This window comes from Paraburkholderia phymatum STM815 (genome assembly GCF_000020045.1).
Classification (GTDB): domain Bacteria; phylum Pseudomonadota; class Gammaproteobacteria; order Burkholderiales; family Burkholderiaceae; genus Paraburkholderia; species Paraburkholderia phymatum.
On record NC_010625.1, the window covers coordinates 67,587 to 87,905 of the forward strand.

A 20,319-nucleotide genomic window follows, 5' to 3' on the forward strand; every position below is an offset into this window, starting at 1 on the left:
TGACGGCAATTGTGCCGTCATGCCTTGTACCTTTACTACCGCTTATTTCAGGCGCGTTTTGATTTCGATCGCGAGCTGCTTCGTCGCGGCTCGCGTCGGCGTATCGGCAGCCAGCGCGTTGAGCAGACCGAAATCATGGATCGTGCCGTTATAGCGCGTCGTCGTGACTTCGTTGCCCGCTGCATCGAGCTTTTGACCATACGCTTCACCTTCGTCACGCAGCACGTCGAATTGCGCAACCTGAATCAGTGCGGGCGGCAGACCCTTCAGTTCTTCCTCAGAAGCGCGTAGTGGCGATGCGTAAATCTGGGCACGCTGCGAAGGGTCTTGCGTGTAGGCATCCCAGAACCACTGCATCATCGCACGAGTCAGGAAATGCTTGTCCCGATACGCGAGATACGAGCCGTCGTTGAAATTCGTATCGGTGACCGGCCACATCAGCCCCTGGAACCGGATTTGCGGACCCTGCTTGTCCTTCGCCATCAGGCTGACGACGGCCGCCATGTTGCCGCCCACGCTATTGCCGACCACCGCGAGGCGGCTGCCGTCCACGCCGATCTCATTGCCGTGCCCGGCAACCCATTTCGTCGCCGCATATGCCTGATTGATGGCGACGGGATAGCGCGCTTCGGGTGAGGGCGTGTAGTTCACGAACACGGCCACTGCGCCGGACTGCACCACAAGATCGCGCACGAGCCGTTCGTGTGTCTGAAAGTCGCCGAGAATCCAGCCGCCGCCGTGGAAGAACATGAACACGGGCAGCGTGCCCGTTGCGCCTTGTGGACGCACGATGGTCACTGGCACGCTGATTCCGTCCTGCTCGATCGTGCGGTTCGAAACGTCGATGCCCGAGAGATCGACTTTTACGCTGTTTTGCGCGTCGACCAGCACTTGCCGCGCCTTCGCGGGCGGCAAGGTATTGAGTGCGGGACCCGTGCCGCTGTTGAGCGCCTTCAGGAAGCCGGTGGTGACACGATCCGGCGCCGGTTGCGCGGCGGGCGTGGCAGCGGAAGCGATCACGGCATTCGCAGCAAGAACGGCAGCGAGGACGAGGGGCTTGAGGGCTTTCATTTCATTGCTCCAGTGTTCGATCGATGTTGTTTCAAACCAGTGTCAAAGTGACGTCAATGTTGCCGCGCGTTGCATTCGAGTACGGGCACACGATGTGTGCCTTGTCGATAAGCGCCTGCGCGGCGTCGTGGGGCATGCCCGGCAGCGAAATCTTCAGTTCCACTTCAATGCCAAAGCCGTTTGGAATTGCACCGATGCCAACACTGCCGTCGACGGACACGTCCGCGGGGATCGGTGTCTTGTCGCGTGCCGCGACGAACTTCATCGCGCCGAGAAAACACGCGCTGTAGCCGGCCGCGAACAACTGCTCCGGGTTCGCCCCTTCGCCGCCCGCGCCGCCGAGTTCACGCGGCGTAACCAGCTTGAAGTCGAGCTTGCCCTCGGGTACGACGGCGCGTCCGTCGCGGCCTCCTGTGGCGTGAGCGTGAGCGCGGTACAGAACTTTTTCGATCGACATGATGTGACTCCTGACAAGCAATGATTGAATTAACCTGCAATACGGTTTTGCGTTGCTATCTACTGATAGATAGATAACAGTGTGCAAACCTTCGCACTACATCGACATCCTGGTACTTCTTTCCGTATCTACTAGAAGATAGACAACATGGCCCAGCGAAAGTCAGTGGGATAACAACCGTCCCCACGTGCCGCTACTTCGAAACCTTCCATGACACCTCGACGTCTTCAAGGCGTGCTTTCGTCTTGAACAGACGGCTGGCCAGCACGCTGCCCTGATACGCGGCATACAGCGCACGCGCTGCATTTTCAGGCTTGCCGTTGACATGCAACGTGCGTTCCTTGACGCCTTGCGCCAGCACCTTGGCGAGCCAGCTTTCGTTGGCCTTGAAGAACGCCTGCACGGCTGCCCGCACGTTATCGGGCAACGCCTCGATATCGGCGGCGAGCATGCCACACAGGCAGATCTGGTCGCCGTCGCCTAACGTTCTGCCGAATAGCTTCGTGTACTTGCCGAGTTTTTGATCGGCAGGAAGAGAAGCGTCGATGGAACTCAACGTACCGAGTATCTCGTTGCTGTACTGGTTGACGGCTTCGAGCACCAGATCGTCTTTCGACGGGAAATAGTAGTGGATGCTTGAAGTTTTCACGCCGACCAGTTCTGACAAGTCGCGATAGCTAAAGCCGTTGTAGCCGCGCAGCATCATCAACGTGATGGCGTGCTCAAGAATCTGATCGCGGACGGTGTTTGTCGGTTCCATGTGTCGAACTTTATCTACTACTAGATAGACAGTCAAGTACTTTTTTCGGTATGTGTCGAGCGATCGTGCGTCCTCGCTGCTGGGACGCGCGAGCCTGCATGATGAAGCGCGCGCAGCTTGCGCGGCACGCCGACCACCGTATGGCGCTTTGGCGGTGGATAATCGCGCCCGGCTTTTTCGATTTTCGTCGAACGGGGTGAACTTGCCGATTAATCCAAAAAGGACGACGAGCGTTGGTGTGGGCGCCGCTTTGTAAATCGTTCGCGGTTTTCATAATCGACCGATATTCCGCGTAATGGTAATCCCGGATATTAAAATTAATCCTTCACTACAAAGCGGAAACGCATAAATTTTGTCATTCGTCTGATGAAAAACACCAAAAAAATAACCATATCGATCATGAAATTACTATTTCTACATGCGGCATGGTGAATCTTTCTCAACGACACTGCTTCGTGGAACCATATCCCAAAAATTTCCCGATTTTACCGGCGACATCGCCTTTTCTGATTTTTACGGACAACGTTGCACGGTTGAAACGTTTATAATTCGTCTGCTTAGAAATTTTCTGTAATTAGTACTTGTTGGGGTACGAGTCGCAGTAAATAGTACCTGTAGTGGTTGCTATAGCAGGTTGCCGTTTCGTCTTTTTCGGGCGTGCGTTGGGCGGCCCTGGGTCGTTGCTGACCGGGCAATAGCCAAGCCGGCGTGCGCCTGATTCATGGATGTGCATCGATTCGTCGAACCCGAAGGGTTCGCGCCGGCATGCTGCTGTCAAAAATCGCAAGCGGGTTGAGTGCGCGTTAAGGACTCCTCATCTGCAGGAGGTTTGCGCCACTCAGGCGACGCGAACATCCGATCCAACGCCAGATACATGCGGACCCCTCCCGCGAGCGGGAGGCTCCCGCATGTTCCTGGCAAGCGCATGCGAGATTGCATGAGTCAATGCTCTGCTCATATGCCTATTCAATAGTAAGTAATCCGTAATAAATACATAACGCGGGTTGTATTCGATAACGCCACAGCGGGACGATTTGTGAACGATCTTGCTGGACACCTTTCGGGGAAGACGGTTTTTCAGCGAGATCAACGGACTATGATGAAATATTGGAAAGTAGTGGGGGTTGCATCGGCAACCGTGCTGACGTCGTTCGGTGCGCAACAGGCGCATGCTCAGGCAACGTCGATCACTGTCGCAGGACAGTCATACACGCTGTGTGGCAAGGAAAACGGCAATTGCTCGTTCCTTGGCACGGGCTCCGTGGTCTTTGGCGCTGTGCCGCCTGACGCGCCGTCGGTGATGCTGACTGCGCCGAGCACGTTTACAAACGGCGTGGGGTGCTATGTGGGCGCGGTTTCGCAGGTCGATCCCGCTTATGGCTATGGAAAGGCATGCTGGGTGCGTGCGGTAGCGGCGACGCCTACGCCCACGCCGACGCCGACGCCGACGCCGACGCCCACGCCCACGCCCACGCCCACGCCCACGCCTACCCCTACCCCGACGCCTACCCCTACGCCTACGCCTACCCCGACGCCGACGCCGACGCCTACCCCGTCACCCGCGCCGTCGCCGTCGGCCGGTTCGACGCTGTCGTGCGGAGCGCCGACGCAAAAAGCGGGCGGCACGGCGAGCGGTCTGATCACGGCCGACACGCCGACCACCGACGGTCTGCGCGTGTTCCAGAACAACACGCCGTTCAACGTGACGGTCACGACCAATGCGCCGAACGCGGACACCGTGGTCTGGTCGATCGCCGATTCGAATGGCTCGATCAAGACGCAGGGTAGCTTCCCGGTAAGCGCGGGCGTCCAGACCAACACGATTTCGTGCACGTCGACGTGGTCGGGCTATGGCGCGATCACGGCCACGCTGCGCGCCAATGGCGGCACGCTGCCGAATCGCGGCACGCGTCCGACGGGTATCGCGACGTTCGGCGTGCTGCCGAACCTGACATCTGCGCTTGGCACGGTAACGTATGCGCATCAGGACCAGCATCGCTTCGGCATGCAGGGCTTCAATGGCAATATCGCCGCGCTGCACGCGCTCGGCATCACGTGGACCATCGACGATCGGCAGCAGTCGGTGATGGAGCCGAACGGCCCGAATACGTATACGCCGAACGTGAGCGACCTCGATCCGTTCTATAAGGCGAATCCGGACCAGATGCGAATCGTGCGTCTCGACGGCATTCCCGCATGGAACTCGAAGACGGGCCAGTTCACCGACAGCTACTACGCACCGAAGGATCTCAACGAGTTCCAGAACTTCATGGCGAAGGTCGGCACGGATACGAGCCTGATCCGCGCGGCGAATTACCCGAACCAGCAGAAGAACTACTATCAGGTCACGTGGGAGCCGAGCCTCGGATGGGCCGATAGCGATGCCAACTTCGTCGCAATGTACAAGGCCGCGTATCAGGGCATCCATTCGACGGACCCGAACGCGATCGTGATGGGCACGGGCAACCCGTTCGCCGCGAACTGCGATACCTGCACGGCGGGCTATCTGAAGAAGTTCGGCGCGCTCGGCCTGTGGAATTACATCGACGCAGTGTCGACGCACGGCTACTGGAATGCAGGCACGTACCCGGCGCATCCGCCTGAGCAGTACGATTCGGACCCGAGCGCAGCCAACCAGGCCAACGCGCTCGACAACCAGATCGCACAGCTGCGCCAGGTGATGCAGGCCGGCAAGCCGAACATGAAGCTGTTCTTCACGGAAGCGGGCACGAGCTACGACCCGGGTCTCGCCTACGGTCCGACCGTGCCGTCGCAGAACCAGTTGTTCGCACATGCTGCAGTCGGCGTCCGCTCGCACATCATTACGCTGGGAAGCGGTGCGCAAATGACGACGCTGTTCTATGGCCCCGACTATCCGGGCGAAGTGGGTTATGGCTCGTTCTTCGACCTGAACAACGCGCAAGGCTCGTTCGGTGCATCGAACCTGTCGCCGAAGCCTGAAGCGATGGCGTTCGCAACGATGACGCGTGTGCTCGACGGTACGAACACGCTGGGCCGCGTCAACGGATCGCCGTCGGGTGTCTTCGCCTTCGCCTTCCAGCAACTGGGCAACGGCAAGGTCGTGACGGCAGCATGGACGCACAGCAATGCCCAGTGGCCCGTCAACGGCACGTATAGCCAGACGTACTCGCAGGCGTATTCGCTGCAGGTGGACAACCCGGGCACATCGGGCAACGTGACGAAGATCGACGGCTACGGCAACGTCAGCACGGTTGCGTACTCGAACGGACAGGTGTCGCTGACACTGACGGAAGTGCCGCAGTACATCGTGTCGAATAACGCTACGGTCGCGAAGAACAATTCGACCGTGCCCGTCGGCTACACGGGGCAGTAAGCGTTCAATGCGGTAAGCGCCCGTAACCATCGTCGGTTATGGGCGCTGCATCAGACGCACTCATGCGCCATTCCTTTACCGACGATCCGTTGTACTCGCGTACAACGGCGTCGAAGAGGGATGGCGCATTTTCATTTCAGGCGCAAAGTTGCAGGCGGACGGTCTGCTTGTCCGTTCGATGAGCGAATGAAGGCCGTGATGCGTGTCGTCAAACAAGGCCGAGCAAGCAGCGGGCATTCGCGTCGGCTCGAAGCATCCCGACGAGGCGCGGACGCTGCTGCAGTTCCTCGCGTCGCCTGCCGCGCAACCGACGGTCAGCAAGACGGGTCTCGATTCCATCGCGCACTGAGCGACGCCGCGCTCGCGCTGCCTATACGCGTTCAAAGCGCGTATAGGTCGGCCGTCTTCAGGCTGCGGCGCGATCCTCGAACGCCGGCTTCGCACTGAGCCTCAAAGATCGAAAGACGCGTGCACATCTGCACGCAAGCGGGCGGTGTTGCGCGCGGATCCGGTTGCTTTGTTGCGCTAGAATCGTGGGACCGCGGGGGCGTTCACTACCAGCAGCAACCGAAAGACGCCCGACAGCCTGGCCCGAACACGATGGCCGGTGCGACCGAAGAACAACAACGCCGCTGTGCCGATGACGAACGCGAGCCGCTTGATTCATCCGGCGCGAAAGGCTGTCCGCCCGCTGCCGAACTTCCTGCCGCTCGCCGCTTCGCATTCTGCCTGCCGGGGACAATCAGCGGCGAAACACATATAAGGCATCATGTATTCGACCTTGCCAGCGTTCGTATCCGCGCTGTTCCTGGGCTTCGGTGTGTACGTCCTGCTCACGGAGGGCGTCACGCGTTTGTCCGCGCCGTTTGCGCTGATGTGCATGACAACGTTTGCGTGGCAGGGCGCTTGGGCGTTCCTGTTCCAGACGACGAGTCCCGAAGCAGCGGGGCTGCTGGTCAAGGCGGGCTACTTCTTCATCCTGTTTCTGCCGACCTCGTTCTATCACTTCGTCATCGAACTCACCGAACGGCGCGACGAGCGGCCGCTGCTGATGGCGTCGTATGCGTTATGCGTGATCCTGGCCGTGCTGCTCATGACCAGCGACGAAGTGGTGGCCGGTTTCGGCAGCCATTTTTTCGGCGATTATCCGAAGGCGGGGCGCCTTCATCCCGTGCATGTGCTGCAAACGGTGATGCTCGCCTGCCGCAGCGGCTGGCTGCTGATCGTGTCGCGGCGTCAGGCGCGTGCGCGCCACCGCCGCCACCTGCTCGGCCTCTGTCTTGTCAGCCTGTGTCTGTATTCCGTTGCGGCGGGTGACTACGCCGTCAATTACGGCTACGTCTTTTATCCGCCCGGCGTGATCTTCATCGCGATCAGTCTGGGCATTCTCGCCGTCACTATCGTTCGGCACGGTTTGATGCGGCAGTACTTCCTCGCCGCGACGGTCGCGCAAGAGGTCGCGATGCCGCTCGAAGTGATCGGCATGCATGCCGACGAACTCGGTCACGCGCTACCTGAGCTCCTGCGCGGCTATCAACTCGCGGTGCGGCATCAGTTGCTCGTCAACGGTCTGTATCCGGGCCAGTCGGAGCGGCTGCCGACGCTCACGCGCGCGATTCGCAGGCAGATCGACAGTACGAGTACGGTCGTGGAGATGTCGCTGGCGTCGCTTACGCTGGACCGGCTCGATCGCCGCGCCTTCGGTCCGCAATCGGTTCGGCATTGCGTCGATTCCGCGCTGGACCGCTATCCTTTCACGCCGGGCGAGCGCGGCCGCGTGTCCGTCATTCCCATCGATCCGCAGTTGCGGTTCTCCGGTATGGATTCGCTGTTCGTCTTCGTCCTGTTCGCCTTGCTGAAGAACGCGTTGTATGCAATCGAAGCGAGCGGCTCGGGCACCATCACGATTAGCGCAGGGCGCGACGGCGGCTTTTGCGTGATCCATTTCAACGATACCGGCCCGGGTATCGCGGACGATGTGCTGCCACACATCTTCGATCCGTTCTATTCGACCAAGCCGCACGGGCAGGGCGGGGGCATGGGACTCGAGTTCTGCCGGCGCGTGTGCGACGCGTTCGGCGGCACGATCACATGCACGTCGACGCCGGGCGTGCTGACCACTTTCACGCTCCGGCTGCCGGAGCCAGGCTCGGTGGCGGATCGCGCAGCGAACGATCCGCCGGTACGGTCCCGGCGCTCACGCGCCGGGCAAGGCGGGATCAACTAGTTCGTGACGGGCGGCAGGATCACTTCATATTCCTTGACCCGCTCGATGATCCCTTCCGGAAAACGCCGGATCCGCTTGTCCATCCCTGCAAACAGGATCTGCTGATAGCCGTGCGACACGGGACGTCCGTCGACGCAGAAGCGGAACAGCAGATACGCCGAACATTGCCGAACCTGGAATGTGTTCAGGTAGCAGTCGACGCGCTGGAACGGAAACGTCTCCTGCACGTATTCCTGATGTGCGCGTTTCGTGACAAAGGTGCCCCCTGCGGCCAGCAGATTGTTGTGTATGCACTCATGGAACCAGCGTTCCCGGCAGATGCCCTGCCATTCGAAATAGCGGGCGAAATAGGTATTCATGAAGGCATTGGAATCCTTTAGGTAAATGTCGATGACGTGGTGAAACGTCTTTTGTGGCGATCCTTCGATCATGTCCGTCGACAGCAGCGCGGACGTACGTGACAGAACTTGAGGGATGGCTTCGCGAGTCAACATGCATTGCTCCTTGGGATGGCCGCTAGCGGCGGCCACGCATTCCTTCTGCATGAAGGAACGCCCCAATTCTGACCGCTCCGTTTGAGTTTCCATGATCGCTGCCGTTAAACGAGGAGTGGGAAAGTCGAAAGGCAGCACCCGATTCGAATGACGCGTGCAGTGCCACGCTGCGCGCGTCACAGGAGAAACAGGGAGTTCAATGATGAAAGTAGAAGATCTGATGACGAAGCGCGTCGTGACGGTAGGCTTCGACGACACGCTTGAAACGGTCAAGGATATTTTCGAGCACTCGGGGTTCCACCACCTGCTGGTCGTCGAAGACAGGTCATTGCAGGGCGTCGTGTCCGACCGCGATCTGTTGCGCGCGCTCAGCCCGTTCATCGACAGCGTAGTGGAGACGCAGCGCGATATCGGCACGCTGAGCCGGCGCGTGCATCAGATCATGAGCCGCAAGCCGATCACGCTGCGCCCTGACGCCGATGTGACGGATGCAATCCAGCTGTTGCTCGCTCACCCGATCTCTTGCATCCCCATCGTCGACGGAGAATTTCATCCCGTGGGCATTGTCAGCTGGCGCGATATCCTGAAGGTGTGTTCCGAACTGCTCGGTGTGGCTCGAGCGGCGGACGCCCAGGCGGAGGGGCACGGCCAGTAGAGCCGCCGCCGAATGGCGCGCGACCGCTCAGGCGGGTTGCTGCGCCGGCGCCATACTACTGGGCATCGCTGCGTGCCCCTCGCCGCCAAGCGCGCGGTATTCCTGCGGTGCCATCCCATAGACTCGCCGGAACGCGCGCGTGAAAACCGATGCGCTCTTGAAGCCGAGTCCGAAGGCGATATCCACCACCAGTGCGTGCGGATAACGGACGAGGTCGTCGGCTGCATGGCGCAGTCTGAGGTGGCGGATGTAGGCACCCAGTCCGCCTTCGCGCCGAAACAGCCGGTATAACGTCGAGCGCGGCAACTGCAGCGCACTCAGCACGCTTTCGGGAGAGAGTTCGTCGTCGCACAGATGCGCCTGCACGTAGCGCAGCACCTGATCGACCATGACCGCGCGCGGTTCGGAACCGGCCGTGTCGTGCTGCAAGCCGCTCAGGCCGGGCGTCGCGAGATACCGGCTCGCGTAGGCCGGCGTCCAGGCAGCACCGATTGCGTCTTGCGGCAGGCAACGAACGTCGAATGTAGTGGCGCAATGATCCATGCGAAGTCTTCTTTGCGAGCGCGGCCGGAAGCCTCGAGCCATGCGGCCACACTCGTCGTTAACAGGGCCGCCACTGCCTTTCCTCGGAGAATGGACAGTAGCGGCCGGGTCGCGGCGGTGTGCCCGGCACAAGGCCGGAGGATCACCGCCGTTTCCGGTAAAGCGACGCGCTTCTCTCTGGAAGCAATCGGTCGCCAGGTATCGACATCGACAGCGACGTCTACGGCAACAGCCACAGCCACAGCCACAGCCACAGCCACAGCCACAGCCACAGCCACAGCCACAGCCACAGCCACAGCCACAGCCACAGCCACAGCACCACGGCCCTCTCTGAACCAGCAGCACAAATCGACCGAACGTCTTGAGCAAGCCTCGTGCCATTGAGCAGAACGTTGTCTGAACGGGCGAATGCCGACGTGTGGAATATCCAGTTGGACGATTTCGACCAATGCATTTTGGGAGGCTGGACGATTCCGGCCGATCGACTGTTCAGGAGGTGGCGACGCGTCCAAACCGTCCACGACGAGGCGAGCGGGGAAGGCGAACGGACTCTCTGTGAGGGGAGGTTTCGCGCGATGGCGAAGAGGCGAAGCGGGCGCGGCATGGGAAGCCGCGCCGGATAGCAGCGCATCAGCAGCCGGGCGCTGCCTGCGACTGGAGACTGACTTTGCTGTACGTTAGCCGGCTGGGCCGCACGCGCATGCGCACCAGCGACACGAGGAAGCTGAAGCCGGCCTGGTTCGGATCGATCACGGGCACGTAGCTGCCCAGCGCCTCGCCGAGCAGCGTGGAGACGCGGCTCGCGACGTCGACGAAACCCGTGCAGCCGAGCAGGATTGCCTGCGCGCCGTCGTCCTTGATCGCCTTCAGCGCCGCCTCGAACGTGCGGACGACGACCACGTCGATGTTGTCGAGCTGCGCGACGGGGCAATCGATTGCGCGGATCGACGCGAACGTGTCCTGAATGCCGTAGGTTTGCGGATGAGCGCGCTGCATCGCGAGCGTGCTTTGCAGGATCGTGACGATCGAGAAGCGCTGGCTGAGCATCAACGCCGCGAACGCCGAGGCGGGAAAGCCGCCGATGATCGGGATGTCGATTACCTCGCGTGCGGCCTCGACGCCGCACATGTCGAAGTCGGTTAGCCAGATGCCGTCGAAGCCGTCGTCGGCGATCGACTGCGCCAGTTCGACCACGGGCATGCCGTTCTGCAGCCAGTTCGTGCGGTTCTCGATATCGGGATGTCCGTTCGTGATGTTGCGGATCTCGACCTGCACGTCGGGTGGCACGACGGGCGCGATCGCCTTCAGGATGCGGTCGTTGTACTGCGACGTGGCGACGGGCACCAGCACGCAAATGCGAATCGGCGCGTTCAAGATGCGTCTCCCCGGTGAATGGACGCAAGCTTGTCGAGCGGCACGTACGGTCCGAGATAGCCGAGCGAGTTCAACAACTGCACGAAACTGTCGAGATTCAGCCCCGGCTTGCTGATTTCGGCTTCGGCGCGCCACGCGATCAGCGTGACGGGGCGCTTGCCGATGTCAGGATTCAGCGAGCCGTCGCTCTGCACGAGGTCGCCGTTGCTGTAGATCGACTGGCCTTCCCCGCCGACGTAATACGCGACGCTGTCGGGCGACAGCACGACGGGATGCGCACGCTGGCTGTCCCATACGAGCAGCGACTCGTTCTGATAGATCACCGTGTACGTGTGCGACCCGGACCGAATGCGGATCTTGCCGACATCGAAGCCGCCCGCCGTATCGACTTCGGCCGAAACCAGTTCGCCGGGTTCCGAGATCGCGCGCGCGGCCAGGCCGCAGTGCTCTTTTAGATAACGGGTCATCTCCGGCACGGTGCCGATCTGGCCGGCCTGCACGGCGCGGCCGAGTTCCAGCGCGCGCGTGAGTGTGCCGCGGATCGGCGTGGCGCGGCCGATGTCGGCGGGCGTCATCACCCACATCGCGAGGCCGCCGAACTGGCCGAACTCCGGATCGGCGACGACGGGGCGCATCATCTGCTCGACGATCGCCGACACGTCGCGCTGATGCGTCGGGCCGCCGTTGCTGCCGGCACGCGGCGTGACGTCGAGTTCGACGCTCAGGCCGCCCTGGCTCACGAGAAACGCCGGACGTGGATCGATTTCGGCGGCAGCGAATGTGAGCATCGGCAATGACGGCACGGCGCGTCCGGCGCCGTCCGCATCGATGATGGCGAGGCCGAGCTTCGCCGCGACGAGCACCGCCACGGTGAAGCCCAGCGCGCCGCTTTCGGGCGGCATCACATAGGCGAGCTTCGTGGATTGCGACGCAAGCCGCGCGGCGACGTTCTGCACGGCCGTCACAGGTCCGATCGGATAAGTGGCTTGATTGATCGCTTCCGGCGCGCCGAGATACGCGACCATGACGGCTGCGCCTTCCGTCGCTTCGTCGACGGACACGACCTTCACTGTGTCGGCGGGGTAATAGTCGCCGGCGACGAAATGCGCAGCGAGATGCCGCGCCGATTCGATCGTGCCGCCGCCTCCACTGCCAAAAAACGCTCCGCCGAGCAGCAGCGGTTCCAGATCTTCCCGGCGTATCTCATAGGCCATGTGCGATTCCTTCGTTGTCATTGTCGAGAGAAACCTCTTGCCGGAGTTCAGCGAGCAAGGCGGCAGCGCTGGCGATCCGGGGTGTCGGGTCTGCTGGCAGCGCGCGCAGTCCGCGCTCGAGTGTGTCGATCGCTTCGGCGTGGCGGCCGGTCGATCGGAGCAAAGTGGCGAGATAGCGCGCGGCGTCCACTCGCGCGGGCACCGAGCCGAACGCGAGCGCCGTCGACAGCGCGGCGCGCAGTCCCTGTTCGGCAGCCGTCAGATCGCCGAGCGCCCATTGCGCGCGCGCCCGCGTGACGAGCAGTTCGCCGAGATACACGCGCTCCTGACGTGCGAGCGTTTCGTCGACGGCCGAGGCGAGCATCGCGTTGCAGTTCTGCGCGCGGCCGGCGCGCAGCAGCAATTCCCCGTGCTGCCACGCCATGAACGAATAGAACAGCGCGCCGCCGTTGCACACGACATGATTGTCGTAGCCATCGAGCATGATGGTCTCCGCTTCGTCGGAATGGCCGCGCGCGCTGAGATGCACGGCCCGGAGGATTTGTCCGACGCCCCGGTAAAACGCGAAGCCGTTCGCGATCGACACCGTTTCGAGTTCGCTCGCCAGACGCCCGAGGCGATCCTGGTCGTCGAACAGGGTGGCTAGCCACGAGGCGCCTTGCAGATTGACGGCGTGTGCGAACGCGTGAGGTCCGGGCTCCGATGCGCGCGCGATCAGCATCTCCATCGCTTGCCGCGCCTGCGCGAACGCGCCGATCTGATACGCGGCGAGTCCTTCGAACGTTAGCGCGAGGCTGGCGAGGTCGATGCCCTGCGAGCCGGTGCGCGTGTCATGGCGCCCCACGCCGAGCAGATTGCCGCGTGCGAGGCAGGCCAGCGCTTCTTCGCTGTCGCCGAGCCAGAAGAGCGTGTTGGTCATCGCGACGTGGGCTTCGTCGAGCGACACGCGGTCGCCGCTGTTCTGCGCCCGTTGCAGCATGTCCTGCGCAGTCGCGCGCGCCTGCTTGAGTTGCAGCGTCGTCAGTTGCGTCGTCCACACGCCGAACTGGATCGCGGCGATCTCGGCAGGCTCGCAAATGCCTTCGCCAATCGACAAGGCGGCCGCGTAGCAGGCGGTGGCCTCGGCATAGAGCCACCCGTGCACGCTGCGCAGGCTCATGCCGAGCAGCCGGTAGGCGTCGAACTGCAGACGGCGCACCGAGTCCTGCTCGTTGTTCGCCTGCAAGACGTCGAGGCAGCGGCGCAACGGCGGAATGGCCTCCGCGAAACGCGATTCGGCAACAAGCGCCGTCGCATGTTCGAGGCACTTGTGGGCCACGCGGTGATGTTCCTGGCGCGACTTCAGACGCCGCTCGATTGTCTTGCGGCCGACGCCCAGCAGTGTCGCGGCGGCGCTCTTGTTGCCGGCGGAGCGTTCGAGCGCGCGGTCGATCAGCAGATCTTCGGCGACGGCAAGTTTGTCGCGTCCGTCGAGTTGCAGCAGCATGTCCGCGAGGCTCGCGCGCGAAACAGGGCCGGCTGCTTCGTTGGCGAGAAACGGCTCCAGCGTGTCGACGTCGATCATTGTGTTTTCGGCCAGCACGCTCAACTGACTGATCAGATTGCGCAACTGCCGGATGTGTCCTGGCCACGCATGCTGGCTGAGCCGTCGGATGGCGGCGGGCGAGAACTCCAGGCTGCGTGGCTGCAACGAAGCAAAATGCGCGACGAGCGCGGGGATGTCTTCGGCGCGCTGCTCCAGTCCGGGCACGGCGAGTACGAAGACTGCGAGCCGATAGAAGAGGTCCTCGCGGAACCGGCCTTCGCGCGACAGTTCGCGCAGATCGCGGTGCGTCGATGCGACGACGCGTCCTTCGAAACGCAGATTGGTCGACGACCCGATCGGACGGAAGGTGCGGGTTTCGAGCACGCGCAACAGCTTCGGTTGCAGCGCGAGCGGCAGTTCGCCGATTTCATCGAGCAGAAGCGTGCCTTTGCCGACCTGCTGGAAAAGTCCCTGGCGATTCTCAGCGGCGCCCGTGAAGGCGCCTTTCACGTGGCCGAACAGTTCGGCTTCGACGAGATGCTCGGGAATCGCGCCGCAATTCACGTCGACGAATGGCTGGTCGTGACGCAGGCTGCGCAGGTGCACGCGGCGGGCGACGAGTTCCTTGCCCGAACCCGTCGGGCCGAAGATGAGCAATGCGTGATCGGTGGGCGCGACGCGGTCGATCAGACGGACCAGTTGACGGAACGCGGGTGCGGCGCCGATGAACGCGCCGGGATTCGGTTTGTTTTGGGCGAACGGAATGGCTGGGGTCGAACTCATTGCAAAGTGGGCTCCCGATAGACCCGCGCGTGGCGGCACGCGGCATGCGCCCGCGCCATTCCGTGATGACGGCAGGGGCTGTCCGCGGCAAAAGCTGAAGTATGACGGGTTGTCGCCGACTTGGTCCTTGAAATAAAACGTCGCGCCTGACGTTGTGTGCGAAGTCACAGGCGACGTCACTACCGGCGATAACGGCATTTCATCGACGCTGCTTTAGCGACTTGCATTCGCTTCAGCGGACCAGATGTTTCGATCAATTTCGCGCAGCGGTCCCTTTGCGCATCGAATGCTATGTTATAGCGCCGGCATCAGGGAGGGAGGGGAACGGTTGTTTGAACTCGTCGTGACAACCTGACGAACCGGCGGACCGGTTATGCGCGCACGAAGGTGGCCGAAGTGTGATAGTTGGCATACGCACGGCGTTCTGACATAAGGCGCTTGCGCGCATGTACCTGCTTATTGCGTCAGCAGTGTTCGAGCGCATTCGACAGGTCGGCAATGAGATCGTCGGGATGTTCCAGGCCAACCGACGCGCGTATCAAGCCCTCTGAAACGCCTGCGGCTAGCCGGACTTCAGCGGGCACACCCGAATGGGTAGTCGAAGCGGGATGGCAGATTAGCGATTCCGTCCCGCCCAGACTCACGGCCGACTTGAAAAGCGTCAACCGATCGATGAACCGGAATGCCTGTGCGCGGCCGCCGTCCAGCACGAAAGCGAACGTCGAACCGGGACCGCTGCATTGCCGCCGATACACGGCCCGGTACGCGGGGTCGTTGGTCAGTTCCGGGTGCAGTACCTTCACGGGCTTGAACGGATTGCTCGCGAGCCAGCGCGCGACGGTGGCGCCGCTGCGTGCGGCGTGTTGCATGCGTAGCACGAGTGTTTCCATCGAGCGTGTGATCATCCAGCAGGAATGCGGATCCAGTTGCGAGCCGAACATGCTTCGAATGGCTCGCACCCTGGTGATCAACCCTTGATTGCCCGTGACGCCACCCGCGACCAGATCGCTGTGTCCGCCGATGTACTTCGTGAGCGAATACACGCTCAGGTCGATGCCATGATTCACGGGCTTCTGAAACAACGGACCGAGCAACGTGTTGTCGCACACGGAAAGCGGCCTGTATCCATGACGTGTTTCGAATGCGTCGATCTCCTGCCGCAGGCCTTCGAGATCGAATAGCGCGTTAGTGGGGTTGGCCGGCGTCTCGACATAGCACATGCGCACCTTGCCTCGTTGGGCGGCCGCTTCGAGTGCGTTGCGAATTGCGGCGATCGACAGACCGTCCTCGATTACCTCGGACGCGATGCCCCATTCGGGCAAGAACTTCGAAACCAGCGTTTCGGTTCCTCCGTACAGCGGCGCCGATTGCACCACACAGTCGCCGGGCCGCAAGAAGGTCAGCAGAATTGCCGCTATTGCGGCCATTCCACTCGATGTCACGACGGCCGCTTCCGAATCGTCGAGCAGCGCGAGCCGATCTTCGACTATCTCCAGATTCGGATGATTGAAGCGGCTATACACCAGGCCCGCGCTTTCCCCTTCGGGCAGCGGCTTGCGGCCCGATACCCTGTCGAAGAACTCAGCGCCGTCTTCGGCGGTGCGAAATGCGAACGTCGATGTCAAGAAGACGGGAGCCTTGACCGATCCTTCGGACAGGAAAGGATCGTAGCCATAGGACATCATCTGGGTTTCGGGGTGCAGGTCGCGGCCTGCGATTTTGCGCTTGTGATAGCTGCCGTAGGACATCGTTCACTCCATGCAAGCCATACCAACACATGATCAACGCACCCGCTAAAGCGCTTTGGAAGCGGCACTTGCAAGCCTGCGAACTTCATCGAATTGCGTAACAAGTTCGAAGCACACAACAAACGCGAACACGGAAGCCGGTCCCGGATATCGTTCCATCCAGTGCAACGACGGCGCGGCATAACGCGCTCGAATCGGCGCGCGAGTCATCAGATAGGTGGTGGCAATACCGATCGCCGCACCCGCGAGCAGATCCGTGGGGTGGTGAAAGCCGAGATAAGCGCGCGGAAAACATATAAACACTGCGGTGTAGGCAATAACCGCGATCCCTGTCAGGCGCGAGACAATGAAAATGCCCGTGGCCACGGCCATCCACAGCATTGCGTGATCGCTCGGGAACGAACTCCAGCTCGACAGTTTCGCATCGCCCAAAGAACTGCTCGCGAAATGCAGATGCAAATCAGGGTCGTAAATGGGGCGCACCCTGAACGGCAGAAGGTCTGCAAGCACTCGCCCTGCGAACAGCGCCAGCAGGCCACTGACGACAGTTGCAATAACCACTTCGCGCTTCCAGTTCCGACGTTCACCGGGTTGAAACCAGATCCACCATAAGATAGGGATAAGCACGAGTCCCCGGAACGTGTACATGTCCGTGAGGGCTCTCATGACGAGGTTCGGCAAAGGGCCGAGATGAATTTGCGTCAGATAGGTTTCAATTGTTACATCGAAGTTAGGCATGTATTTCACTACCAGCGGATCAAGAGCAATGACGAATAACGGCAGGCAGAACCCGGAGCTCCTGGTGCACGCATATCACCGATATGCACTGCGACTGGACCTCTACGAATAGCCCTGCTATCGCAAACCCGTCCGCTGCCTCGTTCCGCGGAGTAGCTATTTTTGTTCCCGAACGGTGGGTCGGGAATGCCGAGCAAAGGTTCTCTCGCGCCTCGTCTTCTATTGACTCTTTTCCTTAAGGCGTCTAACCGGTATGACACCCACGCCGAGCCGGAAAAAAACGTGCGGCAAGCAGCTGCCGCACGTCTCGACACGACTCAAGGCACGACCTTCAGTCGTCGGTGTGAAGTCCGGGCAATGCGCGCGTACCCTCCACCTGTACCGAATGCAGTTCTTCGGGCGCGACACCCAACGCACGCAGAATGGTCGGCGCGACCTGAGTCGTGGTCACGCGGCGTTCGACCGTCTTGCCATGATGACGGCCGTCCGGAAATGAAACGATCAGCCCGAGGTGACTGTCGTCGGGCGCGTTGCCGCCGTGTTCTTCATCCTTTTTCGTGCTGGACGTGTAAATGACGCCAGGATTCGGTTGCACGATGATGTCGGGCGTCCGGCCATTCGACGGATCGCCGAACATCGACGCGAGTGGCGCGCCCGAAAGAATGTACGCTTGCGGACCGTCAGCGCAGATGCCGGGTGCGCCGCAAGTCAGATTCGCGTTCAGCGTCGCAACGACTTGAGCGAGCTGCGACGGGTCGCGCAGCCAGATGAGGCCGACGTCGTCTGTTTGCACCAGGCCCGTGCCGACACGACCGGTACCGTCGTTGGGTGCTTTGGCATTGTTGTTCTGACCGAAGTTACCGTTTGGATCGAGGAAGTTCTTCGATTCGAGGAGCGCCGTGAGCGTATCGCCGTTCTTGACGAGCTTCGAATGGTCCGTGGGCGATTGACCATGCTTGGCCGTGACGATCACCATCGTCGAGCTGGCGAGATTGCGCGCCTTCAGTTCCGCGACCATCTTGCCGATCGAATCGTCCACATATCGGATCGCCGCCGCCACTTGCGTGCCGGGCGTGAAGCTCGTATCGACGTAGCCGCCGCCCTTCGCGACAGTGGCCTTTTGGGCAACGCTCAACGTCTGGAAGTTAGTGCCGAACAAAGTCGGTACAGGTGCATCACGTTTGCCCGTCGAGTCTTTTCCATCGATTTCGTTGATGATCGACGCCACGTGGAAGTTATCGAAGATCTCCGTATTCGTATACAGGTCCGTGTAGTCGTTGCCCGTCAACGGATTAATCGAATTGATTTCGGTGCGCGACAGATCGTCGACGCCGCGGCCCGACGGTCCGTTTAGCCAGTCGTAACCCCACGCGTGCTTGTCGGCCCACGCAGTGCGCGCGCCACGAATGTGTTCCTTCACGACCTCGAATAGGGTGTTCGTCTTGATGTAGTCGTGGGGATAGACGGGCGTGCACTTGCCAGCGTGCTTTGCGTGCGGAATGGCGTCCGGATTGAAAGCGCCGCCGCCGTCGAGATGAGTCAGCGCGCCGCCGGCTTGCGCGTCGATGCCCGTCGTTTCATCGAACACGACGTTCCAGCCCTGCGCGCCGGTACAACCCGTGTCCGAGGGCGCATACAGGGTGCGGTCGTAGGAGACGTCATAGAAGAGTCCTGCGGACTTCGGCGATCCTCCCGTGACCAGCGCGGCGAGACCGGGGAACGAATCCGATAAGCCCGGCGTGTAAGCGTTCGTATAGGTCACACCGGACTTAGCCAGCAGCGCGATATTCGGGCAGGTATTCGCTCCGATGCATCGCGCCACATCCTGTTCATGCAGGCCATCGACACTGATCAGCAGCACATGTTGGATCGCGCGATCGTCGTTGTCGTTACCTCGATTTTGTCCATCCTCCGCATGCGCGGTCATGAGCGGGACAATCATCGACCCTGCTAATGCACCGGCTCCAACCCATCTGATCAGTCGACTCATTATTCACCTCGCGTGTTGTCGCATCCCGATTACGAATTAATTGCCAAGCCAGCGGTAATGTGCGCGCAGAATGCGACCTCCCGATGAAGCGGGGCTTTCGTTTGGCTCAAGGTTTGCGAACGACAATCAGGTCATGAGATGCCGGATGGTCGAATGAAAATCAGAAGGCGCCAGTCGGCGAAATGAAAAGCGTCACGACATTGCGAGGTGCAGGTGACGCGTCGGCGTAAAAAGATCGCCGGGATATTGCGCGAGTCGTTCTCGTTCAACCGGCTGATCGAGAAGATCTGAGTCAGCGGGTTGGTGTTTTTCGCCGCTGCGCAGTCATCGGTTCAATGGCGTATCGATCGAGTGAACGTCGGAGACAGTTCCAACTTCGGGGGCGCGGGCGAGCGCGCCGAATCAAGCCATCAAGCCATCAAGCCGCAATGGCGCGCCGGATGGCTTCCGCCAGTTCTGCTGCCTGGAACTTCGCGACGAAACCGTTGGCGCCTGCGTTGCGCACATGGGCCTCGTTCGCGGAGCCGGTGAGCGACGAGTGAATCACGACGGGCATGTCTCGCATGCGGTTGTCGGCTCTGATCCGGCGTGTCAGCGTGAAGCCGTCCACCTCGGGCATTTCCAGATCGGTAAGCACCATCGTGACGTTATCGCGCAAGCGGGTCTTGCTTCGCTCCGCTTCGTCGGCCAGCTTGACGAGGATCTGCCACGCTTCTTCACCCGTCTTGGCCATGATGGATTCGGCGCCGATTTCGCCGAGCGCCTGCTGGATCAGCGTGCGGGCGAAGCCGGAATCGTCGGCGGCGAGAATGCGGGTGCCGGGCGGCAACTGGAGCAGGTCGCTCGCGCTACCGGCGGCCGGCACCTGGTGAGTCGGCAGCACGTCGCGCAGTACCTGCTCGACGTCGACGACCTGTGCCAGCCGCGAATCGCCCGTATTGCCGTCGATTCGCGCAATGCTGGTAACGAGCCCCGAGCCGGCCGCCGCATCCGCCGGCAGCACCTGGTTCCAGTCGAGACGCACGATGTCGTCCACTTCCTGAACCGCGAAGCCCTGGGTGGTACGGGCGAACTCGGTGACCAGCAGGATGTTCAATCCGCGAGTCGCCTCGCAGCCCATCAGCCTCGGCAGATCCACGACGGGAATGACTTGCCCGCGAATATTGACGGCGCCCATCACGCAGGGCGATGCGCCGACGATCGGCGTGATGGCCGGCATCGTCAGGATCTCGCGAACCTTGAATACGTTGATGCCGTACAGTTCGTGCGCAGTGTCGCCCGGTACGCTTCCGAGCCTGAAAAGGAGCAGCTCGAACTGGTTTGAACTCGTCAGACTCGTACGTGCATCGGTTGAATGTTGGTCCATCATGGGGCTCTGAAATTGA

At 61.4% G+C, this 20,319-nt stretch carries 16 protein-coding genes; 4 read left to right on the top strand and 12 right to left on the bottom strand.

What is annotated here, in order from left to right:
- Positions 1 to 42: 42 nt before the first annotated feature.
- The 3 genes from BPHY_RS28045 to BPHY_RS28055 form a co-directional block, all read right to left on the bottom strand.
- Entirely contained in the window at positions 43 to 1,071 is a 1,029-nt protein-coding gene (locus tag BPHY_RS28045) for an alpha/beta hydrolase (protein ID WP_012404836.1), read from the bottom strand.
- Between the two features lie 31 nt (positions 1,072 to 1,102).
- On the bottom strand, positions 1,103 to 1,528 hold the full coding sequence (locus tag BPHY_RS28050) for an organic hydroperoxide resistance protein (protein WP_012404837.1): 426 nt from the start codon (positions 1,526 to 1,528) through the stop codon (positions 1,103 to 1,105).
- 193 nt (positions 1,529 to 1,721) lie between these two features.
- Positions 1,722 to 2,288 (bottom strand): TetR/AcrR family transcriptional regulator, encoded by a 567-nt coding sequence (locus BPHY_RS28055; protein WP_012404838.1) that lies wholly within the window; start codon positions 2,286 to 2,288, stop codon positions 1,722 to 1,724.
- 1,096 nt (positions 2,289 to 3,384) lie between these two features.
- Between BPHY_RS28055 and BPHY_RS28060 the strand changes: the two genes are divergently transcribed.
- From BPHY_RS28060 to BPHY_RS28065, 3 genes are all read left to right on the top strand, one after another.
- A complete protein-coding gene (locus BPHY_RS28060; protein WP_041765565.1) occupies positions 3,385 to 5,643 on the top strand; it encodes a glycoside hydrolase family protein in 2,259 nt (752 codons plus the stop codon).
- Positions 5,644 to 5,845: 202 nt separating this feature from the next.
- Entirely contained in the window at positions 5,846 to 5,992 is a 147-nt protein-coding gene (locus BPHY_RS41985; protein WP_157686826.1) for a substrate-binding domain-containing protein, read from the top strand.
- A gap of 420 nt (positions 5,993 to 6,412) precedes the next feature.
- Positions 6,413 to 7,870, top strand: coding sequence for a sensor histidine kinase (locus BPHY_RS28065; RefSeq protein WP_012404840.1), 1,458 nt, complete (start codon positions 6,413 to 6,415; stop codon positions 7,868 to 7,870).
- Here the strand turns inward: BPHY_RS28065 and BPHY_RS28070 are convergent.
- Positions 7,867 to 8,364, bottom strand: a complete 498-nt coding sequence (locus BPHY_RS28070; RefSeq protein WP_012404841.1) for an acyl-CoA thioesterase — start codon at positions 8,362 to 8,364, stop codon at positions 7,867 to 7,869. The two genes, BPHY_RS28065 and BPHY_RS28070, sit on opposite strands and share 4 nt — an antisense overlap.
- Before the next feature lie 202 nt (positions 8,365 to 8,566).
- Between BPHY_RS28070 and BPHY_RS28075 the strand changes: the two genes are divergently transcribed.
- Positions 8,567 to 9,019, top strand: a complete 453-nt coding sequence (locus BPHY_RS28075) for a CBS domain-containing protein (protein WP_052306232.1) — start codon at positions 8,567 to 8,569, stop codon at positions 9,017 to 9,019.
- 27 nt (positions 9,020 to 9,046) lie between these two features.
- Here the strand turns inward: BPHY_RS28075 and BPHY_RS38850 are convergent, their stop codons facing one another.
- The 8 genes from BPHY_RS38850 to BPHY_RS28125 form a co-directional block, all read right to left on the bottom strand.
- Positions 9,047 to 9,562 (bottom strand): helix-turn-helix transcriptional regulator, encoded by a 516-nt coding sequence (locus tag BPHY_RS38850; protein WP_012404843.1) that lies wholly within the window; start codon positions 9,560 to 9,562, stop codon positions 9,047 to 9,049.
- Positions 9,563 to 10,192: 630 nt separating this feature from the next.
- Positions 10,193 to 10,936 carry an aspartate/glutamate racemase family protein gene (locus tag BPHY_RS28095; RefSeq protein ID WP_012404844.1) on the bottom strand — a complete coding sequence of 248 codons (744 nt, stop codon included), beginning with the start codon at positions 10,934 to 10,936 and terminating at the stop codon, positions 10,193 to 10,195.
- Positions 10,933 to 12,150: a DUF917 domain-containing protein gene (locus BPHY_RS28100; protein WP_012404845.1), complete on the bottom strand. Its 1,218-nt coding sequence runs from the start codon at positions 12,148 to 12,150 to the stop codon at positions 10,933 to 10,935. Before BPHY_RS28100 ends, BPHY_RS28095 begins: the two co-directional genes overlap by 4 nt.
- On the bottom strand, positions 12,140 to 14,458 hold the full coding sequence (locus BPHY_RS28105; protein WP_012404846.1) for a sigma-54 interaction domain-containing protein: 2,319 nt from the start codon (positions 14,456 to 14,458) through the stop codon (positions 12,140 to 12,142). The genes BPHY_RS28100 and BPHY_RS28105 overlap by 11 nt, the downstream gene beginning before the upstream one ends.
- 464 nt (positions 14,459 to 14,922) lie before the next feature.
- Positions 14,923 to 16,206, bottom strand: coding sequence for a cystathionine gamma-synthase family protein (locus BPHY_RS28110; protein ID WP_012404847.1), 1,284 nt, complete (start codon positions 16,204 to 16,206; stop codon positions 14,923 to 14,925).
- Between the two features lie 45 nt (positions 16,207 to 16,251).
- Positions 16,252 to 16,944: a phosphatase PAP2 family protein gene (locus BPHY_RS28115; RefSeq protein ID WP_012404848.1), complete on the bottom strand. Its 693-nt coding sequence runs from the start codon at positions 16,942 to 16,944 to the stop codon at positions 16,252 to 16,254.
- A gap of 331 nt (positions 16,945 to 17,275) precedes the next feature.
- Positions 17,276 to 18,871, bottom strand: a complete 1,596-nt coding sequence (locus tag BPHY_RS28120; protein WP_407671296.1) for an alkaline phosphatase family protein — start codon at positions 18,869 to 18,871, stop codon at positions 17,276 to 17,278.
- Positions 18,872 to 19,352: 481 nt separating this feature from the next.
- Positions 19,353 to 20,303, bottom strand: coding sequence for a chemotaxis protein (locus tag BPHY_RS28125; RefSeq protein WP_012404850.1), 951 nt, complete (start codon positions 20,301 to 20,303; stop codon positions 19,353 to 19,355).
- Positions 20,304 to 20,319: the final 16 nt, after the last annotated feature.

Coding starts and splice junctions, on each gene's coding strand:
- BPHY_RS28045 (WP_012404836.1), bottom strand. CDS start 1,071: ATGAAAGCCCTCAAGCCCCTCGTCCTCGCTGCCGTTCTTGCTGCGAAT.
- BPHY_RS28050 (WP_012404837.1), bottom strand. CDS start 1,528: ATGTCGATCGAAAAAGTTCTGTACCGCGCTCACGCTCACGCCACAGGA.
- BPHY_RS28055 (WP_012404838.1), bottom strand. CDS start 2,288: ATGGAACCGACAAACACCGTCCGCGATCAGATTCTTGAGCACGCCATC.
- BPHY_RS28060 (WP_041765565.1), top strand. CDS start 3,385: ATGATGAAATATTGGAAAGTAGTGGGGGTTGCATCGGCAACCGTGCTG.
- BPHY_RS28065 (WP_012404840.1), top strand. CDS start 6,413: ATGTATTCGACCTTGCCAGCGTTCGTATCCGCGCTGTTCCTGGGCTTC.
- BPHY_RS28070 (WP_012404841.1), bottom strand. CDS start 8,364: ATGTTGACTCGCGAAGCCATCCCTCAAGTTCTGTCACGTACGTCCGCG.
- BPHY_RS28075 (WP_052306232.1), top strand. CDS start 8,567: ATGAAAGTAGAAGATCTGATGACGAAGCGCGTCGTGACGGTAGGCTTC.
- BPHY_RS38850 (WP_012404843.1), bottom strand. CDS start 9,562: ATGGATCATTGCGCCACTACATTCGACGTTCGTTGCCTGCCGCAAGAC.
- BPHY_RS28100 (WP_012404845.1), bottom strand. CDS start 12,150: ATGGCCTATGAGATACGCCGGGAAGATCTGGAACCGCTGCTGCTCGGC.
- BPHY_RS28105 (WP_012404846.1), bottom strand. CDS start 14,458: ATGAGTTCGACCCCAGCCATTCCGTTCGCCCAAAACAAACCGAATCCC.
- BPHY_RS28110 (WP_012404847.1), bottom strand. CDS start 16,206: ATGTCCTACGGCAGCTATCACAAGCGCAAAATCGCAGGCCGCGACCTG.
- BPHY_RS28115 (WP_012404848.1), bottom strand. CDS start 16,944: ATGCCTAACTTCGATGTAACAATTGAAACCTATCTGACGCAAATTCAT.
- BPHY_RS28120 (WP_407671296.1), bottom strand. CDS start 18,871: ATGACCGCGCATGCGGAGGATGGACAAAATCGAGGTAACGACAACGAC.
- BPHY_RS28125 (WP_012404850.1), bottom strand. CDS start 20,303: ATGATGGACCAACATTCAACCGATGCACGTACGAGTCTGACGAGTTCA.